Genomic DNA, 21365 nt, shown 5'->3' on the forward strand with positions numbered 1-21365 from the left:
CAGGGCGCAAAGCACCAGCATGACAGACAACAGCCGACGCTATCCCGACCCCTCCATCCGCACATTCGATCCGCGCTTCAGGTCGCTGATCCTCGCCTCCGCTTCCGTCGAGTGTCTGTATCAGGGCACGCGCTGGTCGGAAGGGCCGGTCTGGTTCGGCGACGGCCGCTATCTGCTGTGGAGCGACATCCCCAACGACCGCATCCTGCGCTGGGACGAACCGAGCGGCGCGGTCAGCGTGTTCCGGCAGTCATCGAACAATGCCAACGGCCATACGCGCGACCGCCAGGGCCGCCTCGTCAGTTGCGAGCACCTCACGCGCCGCGTGACGCGCACCGAATACGACGGTTCGATCACCGTGCTCGCCGACCGTTATCACGGCAAGCGTTTCAATTCGCCGAACGACGTGATCGTGAAATCGGACGGCTCGATCTGGTTCACCGACCCCACCTTCGGTATCGACGGTTTCTACGAAGGCGAGCGGCAGGAGTCGGAACTGCCGGCGTGCGTGTATCGCATCGACGGGCAATCGGGCGACGTGTCGCTGGTTGCCGACGGCGTGCTCGGCCCAAACGGCCTCGCATTTTCGCCGGACGAGTCGGTGCTGTACATCGTCGAATCGCGCGGCGAGCCGCGCAAGATTCGCGCGTTCGATGTCGTCGGCAATGGCGCGGCGCTGTCGAACAATCGCGTGCTGATCGACGCGGGCCCAGGCACGCCCGACGGCTTTCGCGTCGACGTGCACGGCAACTTGTGGTGCGGCTGGGGCATGGGCACCGACGAACTCGACGGCGTGCGCGTATTCACCGCGCAAGGCGAGCCGCTTGGCCACATCGCGTTGCCGGAGCGCTGCGCAAACGTGTGCTTCGGCGGACGTCATCGCAATCGGCTGTTCATGGCGGCGAGCCACGGCCTGTATTCGCTGTACGTGAACACGCAGGGCATGCAGGGCGGCTGATCGCACGCGCCGGCTCAACGCATTCGCAGCTTGCCTGACAACGCGTGAGGCGGACTCGGCAGAGGCTCCGGGTTTGCCCTTGGCTATAGCGCGTCAACCATTGCACGACACGGATTCCCCGCAAAAAGCGAGCGATTCTTCGAGCCGGTTGCCGTCGAGAGTATTTGCTTGACATCGGCTGTTCCGCTTCGCTATGTTCCGTTGGGTAGAGAGACACCGCCCGCAACGCATCTGACAGGCGGACTTCCATACCAAGAAGCGAGGAGACGCAATGACTGTTTCAAGCAGGTTGTCGCTCAAGCTGGTGTCAGTATGTCTCGCGGCAAGCGCCGCTTTCGCATCCGCCGCGCACGCGGCCGATCCGGTCACCATCAATATCGTCGACGTGGCCGGCGATCTCCAACTCACGCAAAAGGGCTTCGAGGCCTTCAAGGCGAAGTATCCGAACCTCGTCGCCAATCTCACCTTCACGAACGCACCCGCGCCGCAGTTGCCAGGCAAGATCAAGGCGATGCAGGCCGCGGGCCGCTCCGACATCGACCTCGTGCTGACCGGCACGGACGCGCTGGCTGCCGGCATCGAACAGAATCTGTGGATCAAGCTGCTGCCCGACAACGCGGCGCAGTTCCCCGGTGTGCTCGACAAATACGCGCCGGGTCCGCGCAAGATGCAGGACCTCGCGCAAGGCTACGGTCTCGAAGTCGCGTATATGCCGGCCGGGCCGCTGCTCGAATTCAACCCCGCCAAGGTCAGCGATCCGCCCAAAACGCCCGAGCAGCTGCTGCAATGGTGCAAGGCGCATCCGGACAAGCTGATCTACGCACGGCCGGCGAACTCCGGTCCGGGCCGCACGTTCCTGATGGGCCTTCCCTATGTGCTCGGCGACAAGGATCCGCAGGACCCGATTAACGGCTGGGACAAGACGTGGGCTTTCCTGAAGCAGCTGAACGATTGCATTCCTTATTATCCTGGCGGCACGTCGGCGGTGATGAAGGAACTCGGCGAGGGCACGCGCGACATGACCGTGACGGTGACGGGCTGGGACATCAATCCGCGTGCGCTCGGCATCGTGCCGGCCGAATTCCGCGTGCAGGCATTCGACAACATGACGTGGGTGAACGACGCTCACTTCATGGTGATTCCGAAGGGCGTGCCGAAGGAAAAGCTCGACGTGCTCTACAAGATGATGAACTTCATGCTCGAACCGGCGCAGCAGGCCATGACCTATGACGACGGCTATTTCTATCCCGGCCCGGCGATCAAGGGCGTGAGCGTCGAGCAGGCGCCCGCGCGCAGCCAGGACGTGTTGAAGAAGTACGGCCGCCCGGAATACGCGAAGCTGCTGGCCGATCGTCCGCATGCATTGCCGTTGAATGCGGCCGCGATGGTCGCGGCTTTCAGGAAGTGGGACACCGAGGTCGGCGCACAGAAGACCAAATAGCCCGCGCATCAGCCATGCATGCCGTCGCGATTCACGCGTGACACGTCGACAGGGCGCCAGCCACGTCGACGCGTCGCGCGTATCAGGAAACCGCCATGAAGCATCACTTTGAACAGTTGCGGCTCGATTCGGTGAGCCGCAGTTTCACGAATGCGCAAGGCCACGCGATTGCGGCGCTGCAGGAACTCGATCTGACGATCCAGCGCGGCGAGTTCATCGCATTGCTCGGGCCTTCTGGTTGCGGCAAATCGACGGCGCTCAATTGCATCGCCGGCTTGCAGCCATTGAGCGGCGGCGGCATCTGGCTCGACGACAAACGCATCGACGTGCTGCCGCCGGAAAAGCGCGGCTTCGGCATGGTGTTTCAGAACTACGCGCTGTTTCCGCATATGAGCGTGCTCGATAACGTCGGCTTCGGCCTGAAGATGCGCGGCATCGGCAGAAGCGAAGCAAAGCGGCGTGTGCTCGAAGCGTTGCAGCTCGTGCAACTGGTCGGTCATGAGCACAAGCTGCCCGGCCAGCTGTCCGGCGGTCAGCAACAGCGCGTGGCGATTGCGCGCGCGATCGTGATCGAGCCGCCGCTGATTCTGATGGACGAGCCGTTATCCAATCTCGACACCAAGCTGCGCATCGAAATGCGCGCGGAGATTCGCCGCATCCATAGCCAGCTCGAACGCGCGACGCTTTACGTGACGCACGATCAGGACGAAGCGCTATCGATGGCGGACCGCATCGTCGTGATGAGAGAGGGCGTGGTGCAGCAGGTCGCGTCGCCCAAAGAGGTCTACACGCGGCCGCGCAATCTGCATGTCGCGCGTTTCATGGGTTATCGGAACGTGGCCGAATTCACGCTCGAAGGCACCGAGGGCGAAGGCGTGGCGGTGAGCGCGAACGGCGTGCGTCTGATCGGCACGCCGATGGCGGGCTTTAACAGCAAACGCGTGAGCGTCGCGCTGCGTCCAGAGGACATGGAGCGCACCGCGCCAGGCGCGGACAACGCGTTCGACGCGCTGGTGGACGCCGTCGAATACGGCGGCCACGATTCGCTGCTGCGCGTGCAGACCGCCTTCGGCAGCGTGTGGGCGCGCAGCGTCGGCGAATTCACGCAGGGCGAGCGCATCAGTCTGCGCGTGCCGCCGTCGCGCGTGCTCGTCTACGACGCCGAGGCCGCATGAGCACGCCCACGCTGTCGCCGCCCGCTTTGCCGCCCACCTCGCCGCCGCTCGTGCCGCGCGACGCCAAGGCGTGGCTGGTCGCGCCGGCGCTGTTGTTCATCGCCGCGACGTTCATCTATCCGTTCGCGTACGGTCTCGCGCTGTCGTTCCGGCCGATGAACGGCGGCGGCCTGTGGGCCAACTATCTGACGTTCTTCACCGAGACGTCGATGTGGCCGACGATTCTCGTCACCCTGAAGCTCGCGGTGCCCGCGACGCTGATCAACGTCGGCGTGTCGGTGCCGGTGGCGTTCGCGCTGCGCCGCTATTCGCGTTATCAGAAGATCGTCACGACGCTGCTGGTGATTCCCGTGACGCTCGGCACGGTGCTGATCGCCGACGGTATGCTGACCTACTTCGGCCCCAACGGCTGGTTTCCGCAAGCGTTGCAGGGCTTGCATCTGTACACGCGCGAAGTGCGCCTCACGCATAACTTCTGGGGCGTGCTGATCTCGTTGATCGTGTCGGGCTTTCCGTTCGCGTTTCTGCTGACGCTGTCGTACGTGACTGGCATCGACCCGACGCTCGCGAGCGCGGCGGCGACGCTCGGCGCGAGTCCGTGGCAGCAGTTTCGCCGCATCTATTTGCCGCTGCTGGTGCCGGGGCTCACGATGGCGGCGTGCCTGTCGTTCGTGCAGGCGTTCTCGGTGTTTCCATCGGCGGTGCTGCTCGGCGCGCCCGCCGGTCCGACGCGCGTGATGTCGATCGCCGCGGCCGAAGCCGCGTTCGAAAGCTATGACTATTCGCTCGCCTCCGCGATCGCGATGGTGATGGGCTTCGTGCAATTGCTGGTGGTGGCCGCGCTGCTGGGCGCGCGCCGCTTCTTCTACAGCGGTCCGGCAACCGGAGGCAAAGGCTGATGACGAGCGAGCGTCGTGCGGCGCAGCCCGCGTGGTCCGCGGCCGCTTCGAAAGATCAGGGCGACGGCGCGCGCGAACCCGTCAAGCGCGAGACCCAGCGCGCCGGTTTGCCGGGCCGCGTGTGGCGTGTGCTGGTATGGGCCGTGATGGTGTTCTTCCTGCTCAACGTGGTGCTGCTGATTGCCACCGTCGCGGTCAATTCGGTAGCGACGCGCTGGTTCGGCACCTTGTTGCCGCAAGGCTTCACGCTGCACTGGTACGCGCAGGCATGGAGCGATTTCCAGCTCGCGAGCGTGCTGTGGGTGACCGTCGAAGTGGTCGGCGCGGTCGTGCTGCTGTCGGTGCTGCTCGGCGTGCCGGCGGCGTATGCGCTCGCGCGCGTGCAATTTCGCGGCAAGCGCATCGCGATGCTGATCTTCCTGCTGCCGTTGATGGTGCCGCCCGTCACCTACGGCATTCCGATGGCGACCGTCATGTACAAGGTCGGGCTGGCGGGCACGCTGAGCGGCGTGATCCTCGCGAATCTGGTGCCGGCGCTGCCGTTCGTGATCCTCGTGATGACGCCGTTCATTGAGCAGATCGATCCCAATCTCGAAGCGGCCGCCCGCATTTTCGGCGCCAACACGTTCCGCTATTTCCGCTATGTGCTGCTGCCTCTGCTGGTGCCCGGCATGCTTGCGGCCGGGTTGCTGGTGCTGGTGCGCACCATCGGCATGTTCGAACTGACTTTCTTCACGGCGGGGCCCGCTACGCAAACGCTGGTGGTCGCGTTGTACTACGCTGTATTTTCAACCGGCGTGCGCGCTCCGCAATCGATCGATGCGATGGCGATGATCTACATGGCGATCACGCTGATCTGGGTGCTGATCGCGCTGCAATTCGTGAGCCCGACGCAGATCGTGTCGCGCGTGAAGGAGCAGAAGCGCTGACGCACGTCCGACGACATTCGTGGAGCCGACGTTGACGAAGAGAAAGACCCCCGAGGAGTTGCGCAGCCACCGCTGGTACGGCCTGAACGATCTGCGCTCGTTCGGCCACCGCTCGCGCACCGCGCAGATGGGCTACAACCGCGAGGAATATGCGGGCAAGCCGGTCATCGCGATTCTCAACACGTGGAGCGAGATCAACGCTTGCCACACGCATTTCAAGCAACGCGTCGAAGAGGTGAAGCGCGGGATCTGGCAAGCCGGCGGGTTTCCGGTCGAACTGCCGGTGCAGACGCTCTCCGAGCCGTTCCAGAAACCCACCACGATGCTGTACCGCAATTTCCTCGCGATGGAAGCCGAGGAGACGCTGCGCTCCTATCCCGCCGACGGCGTCGTGCTGATGGGCGGTTGCGACAAGACCACGCCCGCGCTGCTGATGGGCGCGATCTCGATGGACCTGCCGGCGATCTTCCTGCCCGCCGGTCCGATGCTGCGCGGCAACTGGAACGGCGTGACGCTCGGCTCCGGCTCGGACGCGTGGAAGTACTGGGCCGAACTGCGCGCGCAGACGATCACGCAGGAGGACTGGCAAGGCATCGAAGGCGGCATTGCGCGTTCGCCGGGGCATTGCATGACGATGGGCACCGCGTCGACCATGACGAGCGCGGCCGAAGCGCTCGGCTTCACGCTGCCCGGCTTCGCATCGATTCCCGCTGCGGATTCGCGTCATGCGCAGATGGCGGTGAAGACCGGCATGCGCATCGTCGATATGGTGTGGGAGGATCTGAAGCCGTCGGACCTGCTCACCGCCGGCTCGGTCGATAACGCCGTGACCACGTGCCTCGCGCTGTCGGGCTCGACCAACGCGATCGTGCACATGATCGCGCTCGCGCGCCGCGCGGGCATCGAGTTGACGCTCGATCGCTACGACGACATCTCGCGCCGCACGCCGGTATTGGCGAACGTACGGCCGACCGGCGCGTATCTGATGGAAGACTTTTTCTATGCGGGCGGTTTGCGGGCGCTGCTTGCCGAACTGGGCGAGCTGATCGACCGTTCGCAGAAGACCGTGAATGGCCGCACGCTCGGCGAGAACCTCGAAGGCGCGCAAATTTTCAACGACGAAGTGATTCGCCGCCTCGACAGGCCGCTATTGCCGAACAGCAGTCTCGCGGTGCTGCGCGGCAATATCGCGCCTGATGGCGCGGTGATCAAACCCGGCGCGGCCGAGCCGCATCTGCTCGTGCATACCGGCCGCGCGGTCGTGTTCCAGGACTACAACGACATGGCCGCGCGCATCGACGACGAAGCGCTCGACATCGACGAGACCTGCGTGATCGTGCTTCAGCATGCCGGGCCGGTGGGGGCGCCGGGCATGCCCGAATGGGGGCAATTGCCGATACCGCGCAAGCTGCTGCAAAAAGGTGTGCGCGATATGGTGCGGATCTCGGATGCACGGATGAGCGGCACGAGTTACGGCGCGTGCGTGTTGCACGTCGCGCCGGAGTCGTTTGTCGGCGGGCCGTTCGCGCTGGTACAAAGCGGCGACATGATCGAGCTGGACGTGCCGCGCCGCAGGCTCAACCTGCTGGTATCGGATGAACAGCTCGCGCGCCGCAAGGCCGCGTGGGTCAGGCCGGCGCCACGTTTTACGCGCGGCTACGGCGCGCTGCATCAGGTCCATGTGATGCAGGCGAATCACGGCTGCGACTTCGATTTTCTGCAACGCGGCGGCGCGCATGCCGCCCCGGATGCGGACAAGTCGGGCGAGCCGGAGATTCACTGAGCGACGACATTCGCCGCACGAGAGGCAACAATTTATCTAATGCCATCGTAACGCAGGGCAGGTATCACACCACGGCTCTCCATACGACGAGAGGCGCGCGATGCGGCGAGACCGCAGCGCGCGACTCCCGCGCGATTCCGTCAGGCCGTCATCAATACCCCACGCGATACACCCGGCCCGTCTGCGCGCCTTCCACGCTGCGCACATAAGCGAGCGCCGCGCGTTGCGCGGTCACTGGCTCGAAGCCGCGGAAGGAGGGCGCATAAGCGTCCATCGCTTCGGTGAGCACAGTCGGACTCACTACGTTGATGCGGATGCCGCGCGGCAACTCGATCGCCGCGCCGCGCACGAAACCTTCGAGCGCCATGTTGACCGTGGTCGCGCTCGCGCCGAGGCGAATCGGCTCGTCGCCGATGATCCCGCTCGTCAGCGTGAACGAACCGCCGTCGTTCACGTATTGCTGTGCGGACAGCACCACGTTGATCTGGCCCATCAGCTTGTCGCGCAGGCCGACCCAGAACTGTTCGATGCTCATCTCCGGCAACGGCCCGAAATGCACCTTGCCGGTCGCGGTGACGACGCCGTCCACTTTGCCGATCTCGCCGAAGAGCCGCTCGACGCTCGCCGGATCCGTGATGTCGGCGCGATACTGCCCGCGGGTCACGCCCACTTCGATCACTTCATGGCGCGCCCGCAACTCCGCGCTGACTGCCTGGCCCAGCGTGCCGGCGGCGCCGATCACGACGATTTTTTTCATCCGATGCTCCTTTGAGTGCGATGGGGGTGCATTCTGCTTTCGACCTGCTTGCAACCGATTGTCCCGGTGTTCGTCCGCGCGACAAAGCCCCGCCACGACAGGAGATTGCGCAACCCGAGTTTCCAGCGCGCAAAAGCAAAGCAAGGTGCGCACCATTATTCAAACGATGCGCACCTTGATATTCATTGATTAATAGGAGTAAATAGCGAATTTAAAACGCAACCACCCCGCAAGCACGTTTATTTCACACGATGTAATTCGATCACGCGTGTGGGCCGCAAATGATTCAGCGCGTAGTGGATGCGCCCGCGATCTCTGCGGCTGGCGAGCGACCGCGGGTCGTCGAACTGATGGTCGGCGGAATAGGCGCCTTGCGGTTCGACCATGCCTTTGTCGATCACCGCGTAGCCCGGTTCGAGCGCGAGCAGCAGGTGGTTGCCGCCGATCCGGCTGTCGAAGCCGGCCATACCGTCGTTCGCCTCGGGCACGCTGTTGTCCAGGCTCGCGTTGCTGGTGGTGATCTCGTCCGGCGCGATCGGGCTGTGGCCCGCGATGCGCGCGGCTTCGAGGTTCTTTCCGTCGGTGTCGACGGTGCTGTCGTGCGTGCGGTCGTTGTGCATCTCCGTCGTGCTCGGGCCGCGTTTGGCTAATGGTGTCGCGGCGTCTGCCGGCTTGTCGATATCGCTGTTCATCATGCGTTCTCCTTGAAGAGGACATGGTTGAAGGTCAGCAAAACCCATTCCGCCGGGCATGGCTGCCTCGCCCGAGTGGTGCAGCGCGGTCCGCTGCGATGCACATGACGGCCATTTCACCTGGCGATTGCGTCGGGGATTCTTTTCGTTTTTTTTTAATGGACGCGTATTTTCTACAGAGTATGATCTTACTCCGACGAGCGAAGCGCGGTTAAATTGACGACATGGCCCGACTAATCCAATCCTGGTCGGAAACAATGAACAACGGTCGCGCCACTCAAAACATTTTACGGGGCTGTCAGGGCGGGTGACACATGCACTTCGATGCTGCATTCACACATCGCGGCTATTTGTTGAATTGCGCGCCGGCACGCGCGGTCGATGGCACTTGGCAGCCTTATGTGGTCATCTCGCGCTCGAGCGACGGCGAACTGGTCGCCAACCGTTTCTTCCCCACCGAGTTGCGCTTCTCCGACGAAGCCACCGCCATCGCCCATGCGCGCGATTGGGCAGTGCGCTGGATCGACGCGAGCAGCGTGACCATCTGAAGAATACACTCGGCCCAAAGGCCGTGAACGCCCGCGTGCGGGCACCCCGGCGCGCGCCGGCCGGCCCCGCTGCTGCGCGGGGTACAGCAAAACGCGGTAATCTCTCGGCATAATCACTTCGAATCGTGCTCGCCGCACGGCGCTGTCCCTCTATGTCTAATGTGCCTTCCCACAACTGGGGTCTCGAACAGATCGTCGCAGACCTGCGCGCGTCGCGTGAACAATTGCATCGCACGCGGCATCCGCTCGGGATTCGCGAGTTGCCATCTCGCGAAGCCGTGGTCGGCATCGTGAACGGTCTGCGCGCGGCATTGTTCCCCACGCATTACGGCGCTCCGGATCTGACCGACGAAACCGTCGACTATTACGTCGGCCATACACTCGAGAGCACCTTGCGCCTGCTCGCCGAACAGATTCGCCGCGCATTGCGCTTTCTGCCCCAGTTCGCGACGACCTCCGACGCGGATCTGAAAGAGCGCGCGTTCGACGTCGCGCGCGAATTCGCCACGCAGTTACCGGGGATTCGCGCGCTGCTGGTCAGCGACATACAGGCGGCCTTCACCGGCGACCCCGCCGCGCAGCACATCACCGAAATCCTGCTCTGCTATCCGGGTGTGTGGGCGATGACCCATCACCGGCTCGCGCACGCGTTGCATCGCCTCGGCGTGCCGTTGCTGGCGCGTTTCATCAACGAGATCGCGCACTCGGCCACCGGCATCGACATTCATCCAGGCGCGACGATCGGGCCGAGCTTCTTCATCGACCATGGCACGGGCGTCGTGATCGGCGAGACCGCGATCATTGGCGAGCGCGTGCGCGTATATCAGGCGGTGACGCTCGGCGCGAAGAGCTTCGCGGCGGACGGCGACGGTGCGTTGATCAAGGGCAACGCGCGTCATCCGATCGTCGAGGACGACGTGGTGATTTATGCGGGCGCGACGATCCTCGGGCGGGTGACGATCGGACGCGGCTCGGTGATCGGCGGCAATGTGTGGCTCACGCATAGCGTGCCGCCGGGCAGCAGCGTGTCGCAAGGCAAGGTGCGTGAAGGCGAGCGCACCGATGACAGGCGTTGAAGGGCGACGTGGATCGAGAGGGATGTGCCCGCAGCACACGTGCGCGATGCAGCGGCGCGTGGCGCTATGTGGGCAGCGGGTGCACGAGGCGCGACACTTGCCGATGCAGTAACAGCATCGGTCTTCGTCGATTGGAGTCACAGCACGGCCGCCTTCGTCCGGTGCGCATAGCGGGTTTGGGCTGGTGAGCGTGAAGCCGGCAATGCAAGCGCAACGCCGTGACGTTCATCCCGCTCGCAAATGCCGCAACAGCGCGAACTCATGCGCGCCATGCCACCACACATGCTCGCCGATAAACCAGGCCGCCACCCACGAAGCCGCCACCACGATCAGATCGCAATGCCCGCTCTTCCACAAATTCAGCGAATGCCGCCCGGCAATCCAGGGTACGCCTAGCGGATTCGGCCAATCGGCGACCAGGTGCATCAGCCCGCCGCACGCGAAGCCGAACGCGGGTGCTGCATAGATCGAATGTCCGAGCGAGTGGTAGGAGAACCCAAGCAGCGCGAGCCACCCCACCCCCCAATGCGTCAACGTGCGATGCGTGATCCACAGACGCCGCGCGCGCGACCACCACGCGACCTCCAGCCAGTCCGGCGCTGTGCCCCCCGCGACGCCGGCGAAGAAACTCAACAACACGCCGCTAAATTTATCGCCGCCGCCGATGCGCGCGACGACTGCCGCCGCGATCACGCCGGCTGCGAAACCGGTCGCGTGATGTGCCTTGCTGGATGCCATCGAAACTCGCGACGCGCAGCGTCGCTAGAAAGACAAAGGGCGGCTATGTTCGCAGATGAGCAGATAAAAAAATAGCCGCTGCGCGAGATAAAAATTCGCGCCGCGGCCCGGCTTTCCCGACGCCGACAGGTGAGCGCAATATCAGGTCACGCAGCGTGCGATGTCGAAGCGTATTTCGGCTTCCGGCGGATCGTCCGGTGCGTTCGCGGGTTGCATTACCTTGATGACGGAGCCCGCATTGAGCGGCGTCAGCGTGACGACGTACGAGTTGTTCGAGTCCGAGCCGACCGCGAGTTCCGTCCTTGTGCCGACGTGCGATGTGCGCACGCGCGGCAAACGGCTTTCGAGGCATTCGGCGATATAGGCGGGAGCGCGTTGCGACGACACGTACAGTATCGGCAGGGACGCGTCGCGGGCGGGGCCGCTTGAACCGCAGGCAGCGAGAGAGGCAATGACGGCAACAGCGGAGGTGAGCAGGAGAAGTCTTTTCATGGTCCGATCGTCGGCGTCCCCGGTCGTGCACGGGAACTTGGGGCGCGGGCGAAGCGCAACGTCATGCTTCGCGACGAAGCTGCTGTTCGAGTGCCACGACGTGAACAGCAGGAGCAGCAGCCAGAGTCAGTATACCCACCGTGCGCAAGCGCCGTCACCCATAAAAAGGCCGCGACGTGATCGTGTCACGCGCGGCGAGCACCGCGTGGGGAACCTGGAAGCGGTGACGCAGACCCACAGCCGCAGCCACCAGGTTGTTGGTTGTCGACGATTGTGCAGGTTGAGTGTCGAGTCACTGCGAAGTGCATTTCCAGGCATTCGCATTTTTAATCCGCGATGGCGCAACCAGCAATTTTGAATTCGCCGTGGTTAATTCGAGTTGCGCAAGTGTGAATAAACAAAGAATAAGATTTTTAGAGATTGATTCGAAGAGCGCTGGTCGATCGCTGCGGCGGTGCCAGTTCGAGATAGTGCGCGCAGAGCCGCATGGGGAGGGCGTTATAAAGCATTGCCTGATCCTCGACGATTCATGCCGTTTTGCGTAATTCACTTTTCCGGAGTGCGCGAAGTATCCGGCTCAATTGCGGCTATACAATTCTCTCGCCCTTTTGACCGAGGGTGCCTTTTCATTTTATACGCGGCTTTCGGGCCGCGTTTTTTTGTGGGTTTTTCATAATGAAATCGTAAGTTCGGATGAATGGCGAAATAAAGCGTTTCGTTTGGTGAGCGGCTCAGCGGGACTTGTCCGTTCGTCCTGTACAAGCGGCGGGCACGCGCCGGGCGGGTAGAATTGCGGACTTCAGATGTGCTTTTCCGCCCCGCGAACGTGAGTGAACCTGTAATGACCGATACACCCCTTCCATCGTCCGACACCGCTGCCGATCTCACGACGGAAGGTTCGTCCGAGCTGGGCGAAAGCGTGCACGAAGCGCGCTTGTGGCGCGACGACGGCTGGACCGCGCGCGTCATCAAGAATGAAGACGATGAAGGCTGGGCCGTCGAAATGATCAAGGACGGCGAAGCGGAACCCGCGCTCGTCGGACCGTGGACGATGGGCCGCAACAAGAAAGACCCGAAGCCGCTCGACACGTCGGCGTTCAACACGCTGGTGAAGACCGCATCGGAAGTGCTGCGCCGTCACGAGCAGCAACTGCGCGCGCAATTGCACAAGCAGGTGCGAGTGGCGAGCGCGGACGGTAACGACGAACTCGACATCACGCTGGACATCGTCCCTGACGAAATCGAACCGTATGCGCTGCTGAGCGCGCTAGACGCGTTCGGTGAACAGCTCGCGCAGGTGCAGGTCGCAGCCAATTTCAAGCTGAGCAAGGCGAGCGCCGCGGCGTGGGTGGAAAACGGATTTCGCCGTCCGGGCTAGTGGTCGTGCGGGGGCGTCGGCGCCTGCGTCGAGGCTCGACTGCGCTTCAGCTGCGCTTGCAGAAGATCGCCGTGACGAGCGGCGCCACATGGTGGACGATCGCCGTGCTGCCGGCGCCGGCAAGTGCGTCCTGCACCTTGGATTGGCTGCCGAATACCACCACGCCGTAGGCCGAGCGCGCGAGCGGCTCGCCATCGCCGACGCGGAACATGGGGTCGTCTTTTTCGTAGCCGACCACCGCGAATACGCGGAAACCGTACGCGGTCAGAGCGGCGCCTGACGCCGGCGAGAACGCGTTGATCGAATTGTGTTCGACGCGCGTGGGCGTCGGATCGATCATCTGCTGCTGCGCGAGGTCGGCGATGAACTGATGGCCGCTCTCATTGCACGTGAGCGGCGCGTCGAGTGATGCGGCGAAAGCGCTGAACGGCAGCGCGCCCGCGAGAAGAAGGAGTACAGAAGAAATAAAGCGTTTCATAAGCGTAAGCGGCGACCTGCATTCGACTTCGTGGTTTTGCAACGGGTGGCGGCATGATGTCCAGACCCGCAAGACGTTGCGCAGCGAGGCGATTTCATGTGACAGGCGCAACTGGGTTTGCACTGTATCGCGATTCGGCAAATCTTGCTTGGCGGCTGGCACACGCCGGTAACTGAAGAGCCACCAGGAAATGTAAGGGAAGAAAGCAATCTTTTTCGATCCCGTATATATTTCCGCCTTATGACTTCGCGACCCTCTCCTCCAATTAATGTTCCGGCACCCCGCGCGTGGGACGCCCGGCTCGCTCGCCGGCTCGTGACGCCGTTGGTGAATACCTGGGTCACGCCGAACCATCTGACCACGCTGCGCTTGCTGATTGGACTGGCAGGCGCACTGTGCCTTGCGCACGGTGAATTCGCGTGGGCTAATGCCGGCGCGCTGCTCATCGTGCTGTCGAACTTCGTCGACCACACTGACGGCGAACTCGCGCGCATCGGCGGCAAGTCGAGCCGGATCGGTCATTTTTACGACCTCGCGTGCGACGCGCTCGTCACCGTGATGCTATTCGTCGGCATGGGGACCGGCGTGGGCGCTGCGCAGATCGGTGGACTGACGCTCGCGCCGGGCGCGCTTGGTGCGGGGGCTGGCGTGGCGGTCGCGTTGATTTTCTTCCTGCGCATGCGCATCGAGGAGATGGCGGGCAAGGCGGGCACGAAGCAGGCATCGGTCGGCGGCTTCGAAACGGAAGACGTGCTGTACCTGCTGCCGATCGTCACGCTGACGAACGTCGTGATGCCTTTCGTGGTGGCCGCGTCGATCGGCGCGCCGCTGTTCGCCGCCTGGGTCGTGGTCGACTACTGGCGCGTTGCGCGCCGCGCGGCTCGGCCGGCGGGCAAGGCAGCCGGCAGGTCCGAAACCAGGCAAAGGTGGGCTAGCGAATGAGTACGCACGCCGAAGACGACGTGATCGCAGGGACGCCGGTTGAACGTTCCTCCGCGTCGGCGCCGGCGGCGCCGAACGCCGACCACGCGGTTGCAAGCCGCACGCGCACGTTCGACAATCCGCGCCTGCGCAAAGACTTCGCTGCGCAGGGCGCGTTCCTGTATCTGGAAGACTTCCTCGCGCCCGCGGTCACCGCCCAGTTGGTCCACAGCGCGCGCGCGCTGCTCGACGAAGTGAACCGCAACTATCTGCCGGGTCACAAGCAGGGCGGCAGCGTGAGCCGCCATACGATCGACCGTCTCACGCCGTTCATCGCCGAGCTGTATCGCTCGAAGGAGCTGATCGGCTGGCTGGAGCAGCTGAGCGGCGACCCACTGCAGGTATCGCCCGCCGACGACCCGCACGCCTACGCGCTGTATTACTACACGCGGCCGGGCGACCACATCGGCTGGCACTACGACACTTCGTACTATGACGGCCGCCGTTACACGCTGCTGCTCGGCGTGATCGACGAATCATCGTGCCGGCTCGACTACGAACTGCATACGCGCAACCCCGATGTGCCGGACCAACCGGGCTCGGTGCAGATTCCGCCGGGCGGCCTCGTGTTTTTCGACGGTGACAAGCTGCGTCATCGCATCACGCCGGCCGGCCCGAACGAGATGCGCGTGTCGCTCACGTTCGAATACGTCACCGACCCCAACATGCGCCCGTGGCGCCGTTTCATTTCGAACATGAAGGACGCGATTGCGTACTTCGGTTTCCGTCAGGTGTTCCGTCAGATGGCATTGCGCGGCAAGGATCGCACATGAGTCGCGCGGCCCTGTTTCTGCTGTCGATCGGCACGGCGCTGTTCGTCGGCCTGCTGGCGTGGCAGGGGTTCGGCTCGGTCGCCTCGACGCTGCTGGCGGCGGGTTGGGGACTCGCGCTCGTCGCGGCGTTCCACGCGGTGCCGCTCGTGCTCGACGCCGCTGCGATCTCCGTGTTGTTCCAACGTAGCCGTAACGGCGCGCATCGCGAGTTGTCGTTGCGCGACGCGCTGTTCGCGCGCTGGATCGGCGAGTCGGTGAATAGCCTGTTGCCGGCGGGGCAGATCGGCGGCCCGGTGGTGATGGTGCGTCAACTGTCGCAACTCGGCATGCGCATGCGCGACGCCGCCTCGGTGATCACCGTCAGCACGACCGCGCAGGCGCTCGCGCAAATCGTCTTCGCACTCGGCGGGCTGCTGCTGTTCGGCGCCTCTGCCGCGCACGGTGCGCTGCACGACCTGCGAACCGCGACGCTGATCGCCACCGGCGTGCTGGGCGCGATGATCGTCGGCTTCTACTATGCGCAGCGGCGCGGCCTGTTCGGCCGGCTGCTCGGCGTGGTCTCGAAAGTATTCGGCAAGCGCGACTGGTCCGCGCTGATGACGCGCGCGGAAGCCGTCGACGCCGCCGTGGAGGCGCTCTACCGCGAGCGCGGCCGGGTCGCGGCGAGTTTCGTATTGAGTCTGGTGGGCTGGGTGGTCGGCACGGTCGAGGTCTGGCTCGCGCTGCGCTTTCTCGGCCATCCGGTCGACTGGATCGACGCGCTGCTGCTCGAAAGTATTGGGCAAGCGATTCGCGGCGCAGCGTTCATGATTCCGGGCTCGCTCGGCGTGCAGGAGGGCGGCTATCTGCTGCTCGCGCCGCTGGTCGGTCTGCCGCCGGACGCGGCGCTGGCGCTGTCGCTCGCCAAGCGCGCCCGTGAAATCCTGCTAGGTCTGCCGGGCCTGCTGGTTTTGCACTTCAGCGAAAGAAGCTGGCAACGGCGGCGCGCCACGGCGCGCGTGCCGGCTGCCGATTAATCTGGGTATTTTTTCAAAGGACCGCGCATGCGTGCCATCATCCTCGCGGCGGGCCTCGGCCTGCGTCTTCAGCAACCGCCGCAAGCTCAGTTCCCGAAATGTCTGTTGCAGTTCGACGGCATGAGCCTGCTCGAACGGCATCTGCAAATACTCGAAACCGCCGGCGTGACCGATGTCGTGCTGGCGCTCGGCTTTCAGCCGGAATCGGTGCAGGCGGAACTGGAGCGCATCAACTGGCCGCATAAGGTGGAGACCGTGCTGAACCCGCGTTTCGATCTGGGCAGCGTGCTGACGGTGCATACGGTGGCCGATGCGCTTACGCGCGGCGGCGACGTGCTGCTCATGGACGCCGACGTGCTCTATGACGAGCGCATTCTGAGCGCGCTGGTGGCGGGTGAAACGGTCAACCGGCTGTTGATCGACCGCGATTTCGAAGCCGGCGACGAGCCCGTCAAGCTGTGTCTGAAAGACGGCGTGCCGGTCGAATTGCGCAAGCAGCTCCCGGTCAATCTCACCTACGACATGATTGGCGAGTCGGTCGGGTTCTTCCGTTTCCGCGAGGAAACCGCGCGACGTTTCACGCAGATCGTGGCGGGCTATGTCGAAAGCGGCCGGGCCAACCTGCCGCACGAAGAAGCCGTGCGCGATCTGCTGCTGGAACGCAGCCAGGTGTTCGACACCGCCGACATGACCGGCGCGCCGTGGATCGAAATCGACTTTCCGAACGACGTTGCTCGCGCGAGCAACGAGATCCTGCCGCAATTGCAACCGCTCGTCAGCGCGTCGCGTTGAGTAGCGGTCTGAAGCATTCCGTTGCATGACGAAGGGGAACCGGCTGCGCGCCGGTTCCCCTTCGTCGCGTTGCGCACTCGCGCACACCAAGCCCCCAACGCAACCACATAGGTTGCCGCTGCAATGCCATAATCGTCGCTTTACATCGACGGCCTAGCAGCCCCTCGTCCCGCCAATGCCTCTCGCTTTAGGCGCATTCATTGTTCCGCTGATCGTCGCGTGCGCGATGTTCATGGAAAACGTCGACGGCACGGTGATCGTGACGTCCCTGCCCGTTCTGGCGCGCGATCTTGGCCAGGACCCCATCACCCTCAAGCTCGCGGTCACGGCCTATGTGATCGGCCTCGGCGTGTTCATCCCGGTCTGTGGCTGGGTGGCCGACCGCTTTGGTTCGCGCACGGTGTTCCGCACGGCCATCGGCGTCTTCATGGCCGGCTCGCTGATGTGCGCGGCGTCCACGTCGCTCGGCACCTTCGTGGTCGCGCGTTTCGTGCAAGGCATTGGCGGCGCGATGATGGTGCCGGTGGGCCGCATCATCATTTTCCGTTCGGTGCCGAAGTCCGAGTTCATCCGCGCGGTCAACTATCTGACGGTGCCGGCCTTGCTCGGGCCGGTGGTCGGGCCGCCGCTCGGCGGCTTCATCACGACGTATCTGCACTGGCGGCTGATCTTCGTCGTCAATATTCCGATCGGTCTGCTGGGCATCTGGCTCGCGAACAAGCACATCGCCAACGTGCGCGAGGCGCACCCCGGCCGGCTCGACTGGGTCGGCTTCGTGCTGTCCGCCAGCGGCGCGTCGCTGTTCATGCTGGGGCTCTCGCTGGTGGGTGGCGACCTGGTGTCGAACCGCGTGTCGATCAGCATGTGCGCGACCGGCGTGGTGTTGCTGGTGCTGTACGCGCTGTACGCGAGCCGCGTCGAATTGCCGGTGCTCGATCTGCGGCTCCTGCGCATCCCGAGTTTTCATGCGAGTGTGGCGGGCGGCTCGCTGTTTCGCATCGGGCTCGGCGCGGTGCCATTTCTATTGCCGCTTGCGTTGCAGGAAGGCCTGGGCATGACAGCGTTCCGCGCCGGGTCGATTACTTGCGCGTCCGCGTTCGGGTCGATCTTCATGAAGACGGTGGCCTCGCGCATTCTCGAACGCTTCGGCTTTCGCACCGTGCTGATGTTCAACGCGGGCTGCGCGGGACTGGCGATCGCAGTCTACGGTTTGTTCTTTCCGGGCACGCCGCACTGGTTGATCTGGTGCGTCGTGCTGTTCGGCGGCTTCTTTCCGTCGTTGCAGTTCACGTCGTTGAACACGCTGGCCTATGCGGATATTCCGAGCAGCGATGTCGGCCGCGCGACGAGTGTCGCGAGTGTGATCCAGCAGATTTCGCTGGGACTCGGCGTGACGATCGCGGGCATCGTGCTGCAAATTTCGCACAACGTGCAGGGCCATTCGACGATCGTGTTCTCCGACTTCTGGCCGGCGTTCCTCGTGGTCGGCCTGTTCTCGTTCCTGTCGATTCCGGTTACCGCGCGTTTGCCGCAAGGTGCAGGCGATGAGATCGCGCGCGGCCGTCGCGGGCGCATGAAGGTGAATGAAGGTGCAGAAGGTGCGTGAAGCGTGGGCGGCACGCACCTGACGAAATGTCGCGACTTGCCAAACCGCGCTGCCAGCCCCTGAGCGTTACATCGATCAACCCGCCTGCTCGACCGGCGTCAATGTCAGTTCGAGCCGTTGCGCGCCGCGCAGCACCGTCACGTTGACCGGCTTGTCGATACGCGACGCGTCGAGCGTGCGTTGCAGGCTATCCACGTCGTGCACGGCCTGCGCGTCGATCGCGACGATGGTGTCGTCGGTGCGCAGACCGCCGAGCGCGGCCGGACTGCCTTTGACGATCTCCATCACGTGCACGCCGGTTTCAGAACTCAAACTGAAGTAGCGCTGCACGCGCCGCGATAGCGGCGTCGTTGTGCCAGCCACGCCGATATAGGCGCGCCGCACACGGCCATGCGCGAAGATCTGCATGATGACCCATTTGGCCGTGTCGATCGCGGTGGCAAAACAGATTGCCTGAGCGCCGGGAATGATCGCGGTATTGACGCCGATCACCTGGCCCGCCGAATTGATCAGCGGGCCGCCCGAGTTGCCGGGATTAAGCGCGGCGTCGGTCTGGATCACGTCGTAGATCATGCGGCCGGAGTTCGAACGCAGCGAGCGGCCGAGCGCCGATACCACGCCCGTCGTCACGGTTTGCGCGAGGCCGAGCGGATTGCCGACGGCGATCGCAATCTGGCCGACACGCAGCTTCGACGACTCGCCGAGTTCGACATGCGGCAACGGCTCCGGCGAGCCGATGCGCAACACGGCCAGATCGCTGCCGGGGTCGTCGCCGACCAGATCGGCGTCGAACTTCGCGCCGCCGGCGAGTGTGACCTGAATGTGCGTGGCGCCGTGCACGACGTGGCTGTTGGTGAGCAGGTAGCCGTCAGGCGTGAACAGAAAGCCCGAGCCGGTGCCGCCGCGCGCGCCTCGGCTGCGCCCGGACGGCTCGCCGGGCAGCCGGCGTTCGACGGAGATGAAGGCGACCGCCTGCTGGACGCGTTCGAGCGCACCGATCACGGTGCGGGAATAGGCGTCGAGCAGGGCGTCGTCCGATAAGGGGTTGAGTGAGTGCGGCCCGGGGGCGTCGGATGCGGCGCGCGACAGGTCATCGATGAAGCGTGGACGGCTTCCCATGGCGATGCTCCGGATTGGCGGACCCGCAGATGCAGGGCGCGGCGAGGGTTTTCAAGGGCGGCTGCGAGCGGGGTGGGTCAGGGCCGGCTGTGAGACACTTTGGTCGCTCATGCCACAAGGAGACACCCAATGCCAGCAGCCACGCCGTCATCTTCCGCCGCATCGACCTCGACGGAATCGCAGATCGAATCGCTCAGTGCGATCACGCTTGCCACGCACGACATGTCGCGTTCGGTGTCGTTTTACGAAGCGCTCGGCTTTCCAGTCAAATTCGGCGGTCCGCGTGAGGCGTTTACATCGTTCGCGTTCGGCGCATCGTACCTGAACCTGATTGCCGACACGCGCGCGCCGGTCAACTGGTGGGGCCGCGTGATCTTTTACGTATCGGACGTCGATGCGATCTACCGCAAAGCGCTGGCAGCCGGATTGAACCCATCGCTCGAACCGTCCGACGCGCCGTGGGGCGAGCGCTATTTCCACATCACCGATCCGGACGGCCACGAACTCAGTTTCGCGCGGCCGTTGCGTTAAGCCATGACATAAGCGCCGGACGGGCGTGCAAAACTCGCTATCATGAATGTTCACTACGCGTGCCAATCGCACGCGTGCGCGGGCATGCAGCGCTCGCGCCAACGCGCGCCCGATGTCCGCAGGCAGCCCGGGTAGCCACGGCGGTAACACGGCTGACACCTGGTGCTTCAATAATCGAACGCGTTCGCGTCGCGCTGGCCGCCGCGCGCTTAACCATTTCTGTTGCCTGGAGAGCCGCAATGAAAGAGCAGGATCCGAGACCGGAAGCCGAATGGCTGGCAGAGCGGCAGCGCCGTTTCGAGGAAGACCTCATCGATGCCTACGACGAGGAACTCGAAATGGAGGTCGACGACCGCATCATCGACGGCGCGGATGGCTTCACCCCCGAGCATCGCGAAGCACGCAAGGTGTATTTCCGCGAGTTGTTCCGCTTGCAGGGCGAACTCGTCAAGCTGCAGGACTGGATCGTGCAGTCCGGCCATCGCCTCGTGGTCATCTTCGAAGGGCGCGATGCGGCGGGCAAGGGCGGCGCGATCAAGCGCATCACGCAGCGGCTCAATCCGCGCGTGTGCCGGGTGGCGGCATTGCCGGCGCCGAATAATCGCGAGCGCACGCAATGGTATTTCCAGCGCTACGTGTCGCACCTGCCGGCGGGCGGCGAAATGGTGCTGTTCGATCGCAGCTGGTACAACCGCGCGGGCGTCGAGCGCGTGATGAATTTCTGCAGCGACGAAGAGTACGAAGAGTTTTTCCGCTCGGTGCCGGAATTCGAAAAGATGCTGGCGCGCAGCGGCGTGCAGATTCTCAAATACTGGTTTTCGATTACCGACGAAGAGCAGGAGATCCGCTTTCAGAACCGCATTCACGATCCGCTGAAGCAGTGGAAGCTCAGTCCGATGGATCTGGAAAGCCGGCGCCGCTGGGAAGCCTATACGCAGGCCAAGGAAGTGATGCTGCAGCGCTCGCATATTCCGGAGGCGCCGTGGTGGGTCGTGCAGGCCGTCGACAAGAAGCGCGCGCGTCTGAACTGCATTCATCATCTGCTGAGCCAGGTGCCATATCACGAGATCGAGCATCCGCAGATCGAATTGCCGGCGCGCGTCTATAACGACGAGTACAGCCGCCAGCCGGTGCCCAGCTCGATGATCGTGCCCGAGGTGTATTGAGCGGTGCGTGGTGCAATGAAAAAGCGCGGCCTGGCCG

22 protein-coding genes are annotated in these 21365 nt (G+C 64.0%); 16 read left to right on the top strand and 6 right to left on the bottom strand.

Features of this window, described 5'->3' with window-relative positions:
* The first annotated feature begins 19 nt into the window (after positions 1-19).
* The 6 genes from PQR02_RS28670 (at position 20) to araD (ending at position 7185) form a co-directional block, all read left to right on the top strand.
* Positions 20-958: an SMP-30/gluconolactonase/LRE family protein gene (locus tag PQR02_RS28670; protein ID WP_408239386.1), complete on the top strand. Its 939-nt coding sequence runs from the start codon at positions 20-22 to the stop codon at positions 956-958.
* A gap of 271 nt (positions 959-1229) precedes the next feature.
* Entirely contained in the window at positions 1230-2399 is a 1170-nt protein-coding gene (locus PQR02_RS28675) for an extracellular solute-binding protein (protein WP_408239389.1), read from the top strand.
* Between the two features lie 95 nt (positions 2400-2494).
* Positions 2495-3574 carry an ABC transporter ATP-binding protein gene (locus PQR02_RS28680; RefSeq protein WP_408239392.1) on the top strand — a complete coding sequence of 360 codons (1080 nt, stop codon included), beginning with the start codon at positions 2495-2497 and terminating at the stop codon, positions 3572-3574.
* Positions 3571-4473 (top strand): ABC transporter permease, encoded by a 903-nt coding sequence (locus PQR02_RS28685; protein ID WP_408239395.1) that lies wholly within the window; start codon positions 3571-3573, stop codon positions 4471-4473. The genes PQR02_RS28680 and PQR02_RS28685 overlap by 4 nt, the downstream gene beginning before the upstream one ends.
* Positions 4473-5402: an ABC transporter permease gene (locus PQR02_RS28690; RefSeq protein ID WP_408239398.1), complete on the top strand. Its 930-nt coding sequence runs from the start codon at positions 4473-4475 to the stop codon at positions 5400-5402. Before PQR02_RS28685 ends, PQR02_RS28690 begins: the two co-directional genes overlap by 1 nt.
* Before the next feature lie 31 nt (positions 5403-5433).
* Entirely contained in the window at positions 5434-7185 is a 1752-nt protein-coding gene (gene araD / locus PQR02_RS28695) for an L-arabinonate dehydratase (protein ID WP_408239401.1), read from the top strand.
* A gap of 151 nt (positions 7186-7336) precedes the next feature.
* Here the strand turns inward: araD and PQR02_RS28700 are convergent, their stop codons facing one another.
* Together PQR02_RS28700 and PQR02_RS28705 are read right to left on the bottom strand one after the other, a co-directional pair.
* Positions 7337-7942 carry a short chain dehydrogenase gene (locus tag PQR02_RS28700; RefSeq protein WP_408239404.1) on the bottom strand — a complete coding sequence of 202 codons (606 nt, stop codon included), beginning with the start codon at positions 7940-7942 and terminating at the stop codon, positions 7337-7339.
* A 239-nt stretch (positions 7943-8181) separates the two neighbouring features.
* Positions 8182-8634 carry a DUF3005 domain-containing protein gene (locus PQR02_RS28705; protein ID WP_408239460.1) on the bottom strand — a complete coding sequence of 151 codons (453 nt, stop codon included), beginning with the start codon at positions 8632-8634 and terminating at the stop codon, positions 8182-8184.
* Between the two features lie 314 nt (positions 8635-8948).
* Between PQR02_RS28705 and PQR02_RS28710 the strand changes: the two genes are divergently transcribed.
* The gene (locus tag PQR02_RS28710) at positions 8949-9182 is read left to right on the top strand and encodes a hypothetical protein (protein ID WP_149671047.1); all 234 of its coding nucleotides are present in this window, start codon (positions 8949-8951) and stop codon (positions 9180-9182) included.
* A gap of 152 nt (positions 9183-9334) precedes the next feature.
* Entirely contained in the window at positions 9335-10258 is a 924-nt protein-coding gene (gene epsC / locus PQR02_RS28715; RefSeq protein ID WP_408239409.1) for a serine O-acetyltransferase EpsC, read from the top strand.
* 225 nt (positions 10259-10483) lie between these two features.
* On the opposite strand, the gene PQR02_RS28720 is transcribed toward epsC, so the two are convergent.
* Together PQR02_RS28720 and PQR02_RS28725 are read right to left on the bottom strand one after the other, a co-directional pair.
* Positions 10484-10996, bottom strand: coding sequence for a metal-dependent hydrolase (locus tag PQR02_RS28720; RefSeq protein WP_408239412.1), 513 nt, complete (start codon positions 10994-10996; stop codon positions 10484-10486).
* Positions 10997-11137: 141 nt separating this feature from the next.
* Positions 11138-11488: an LptM family lipoprotein gene (locus tag PQR02_RS28725; RefSeq protein WP_408239415.1), complete on the bottom strand. Its 351-nt coding sequence runs from the start codon at positions 11486-11488 to the stop codon at positions 11138-11140.
* Positions 11489-12329: 841 nt separating this feature from the next.
* Between PQR02_RS28725 and PQR02_RS28730 the strand changes: the two genes are divergently transcribed.
* Positions 12330-12866, top strand: coding sequence for a hypothetical protein (locus PQR02_RS28730; RefSeq protein WP_408239418.1), 537 nt, complete (start codon positions 12330-12332; stop codon positions 12864-12866).
* 46 nt (positions 12867-12912) lie between these two features.
* On the opposite strand, the gene PQR02_RS28735 is transcribed toward PQR02_RS28730, so the two are convergent.
* The gene (locus PQR02_RS28735) at positions 12913-13344 is read right to left on the bottom strand and encodes a hypothetical protein (RefSeq protein WP_408239421.1); all 432 of its coding nucleotides are present in this window, start codon (positions 13342-13344) and stop codon (positions 12913-12915) included.
* 240 nt (positions 13345-13584) lie between these two features.
* Here PQR02_RS28735 and PQR02_RS28740 point away from each other — a divergent pair, with 240 nt between their 5' ends.
* The 5 genes from PQR02_RS28740 (at position 13585) to PQR02_RS28760 (ending at position 18512) form a co-directional block, all read left to right on the top strand.
* Positions 13585-14286, top strand: coding sequence for a CDP-alcohol phosphatidyltransferase family protein (locus PQR02_RS28740; protein ID WP_408239424.1), 702 nt, complete (start codon positions 13585-13587; stop codon positions 14284-14286).
* Positions 14283-15098 carry a HalD/BesD family halogenase gene (locus PQR02_RS28745; RefSeq protein WP_408239427.1) on the top strand — a complete coding sequence of 272 codons (816 nt, stop codon included), beginning with the start codon at positions 14283-14285 and terminating at the stop codon, positions 15096-15098. Before PQR02_RS28740 ends, PQR02_RS28745 begins: the two co-directional genes overlap by 4 nt.
* Entirely contained in the window at positions 15095-16114 is a 1020-nt protein-coding gene (locus tag PQR02_RS28750; protein WP_408239430.1) for a lysylphosphatidylglycerol synthase domain-containing protein, read from the top strand. The genes PQR02_RS28745 and PQR02_RS28750 overlap by 4 nt, the downstream gene beginning before the upstream one ends.
* Positions 16115-16141: 27 nt before the next feature.
* On the top strand, positions 16142-16906 hold the full coding sequence (locus PQR02_RS28755; protein WP_408239433.1) for a phosphocholine cytidylyltransferase family protein: 765 nt from the start codon (positions 16142-16144) through the stop codon (positions 16904-16906).
* A 175-nt stretch (positions 16907-17081) separates the two neighbouring features.
* Complete coding sequence (locus tag PQR02_RS28760) at positions 17082-18512, top strand: MFS transporter (protein WP_408239436.1); 1431 nt, start codon at positions 17082-17084, stop codon at positions 18510-18512.
* Positions 18513-18587: 75 nt separating this feature from the next.
* On the opposite strand, the gene PQR02_RS28765 is transcribed toward PQR02_RS28760, so the two are convergent.
* Positions 18588-19631, bottom strand: a complete 1044-nt coding sequence (locus PQR02_RS28765; protein ID WP_408239439.1) for a S1C family serine protease — start codon at positions 19629-19631, stop codon at positions 18588-18590.
* Between the two features lie 129 nt (positions 19632-19760).
* On the opposite strand from PQR02_RS28765, the gene PQR02_RS28770 reads away from it, so the two are divergent.
* Complete coding sequence (locus PQR02_RS28770; RefSeq protein ID WP_408239442.1) at positions 19761-20162, top strand: VOC family protein; 402 nt, start codon at positions 19761-19763, stop codon at positions 20160-20162.
* 239 nt (positions 20163-20401) lie between these two features.
* Positions 20402-21328, top strand: coding sequence for a polyphosphate kinase 2 (gene ppk2, locus PQR02_RS28775; RefSeq protein ID WP_408239445.1), 927 nt, complete (start codon positions 20402-20404; stop codon positions 21326-21328).
* Positions 21329-21365: the final 37 nt, after the last annotated feature.

The sequence above is a fragment of the Paraburkholderia sediminicola genome (assembly GCF_046026895.1).
Lineage (GTDB): Bacteria > Pseudomonadota > Gammaproteobacteria > Burkholderiales > Burkholderiaceae > Paraburkholderia > Paraburkholderia sediminicola_C.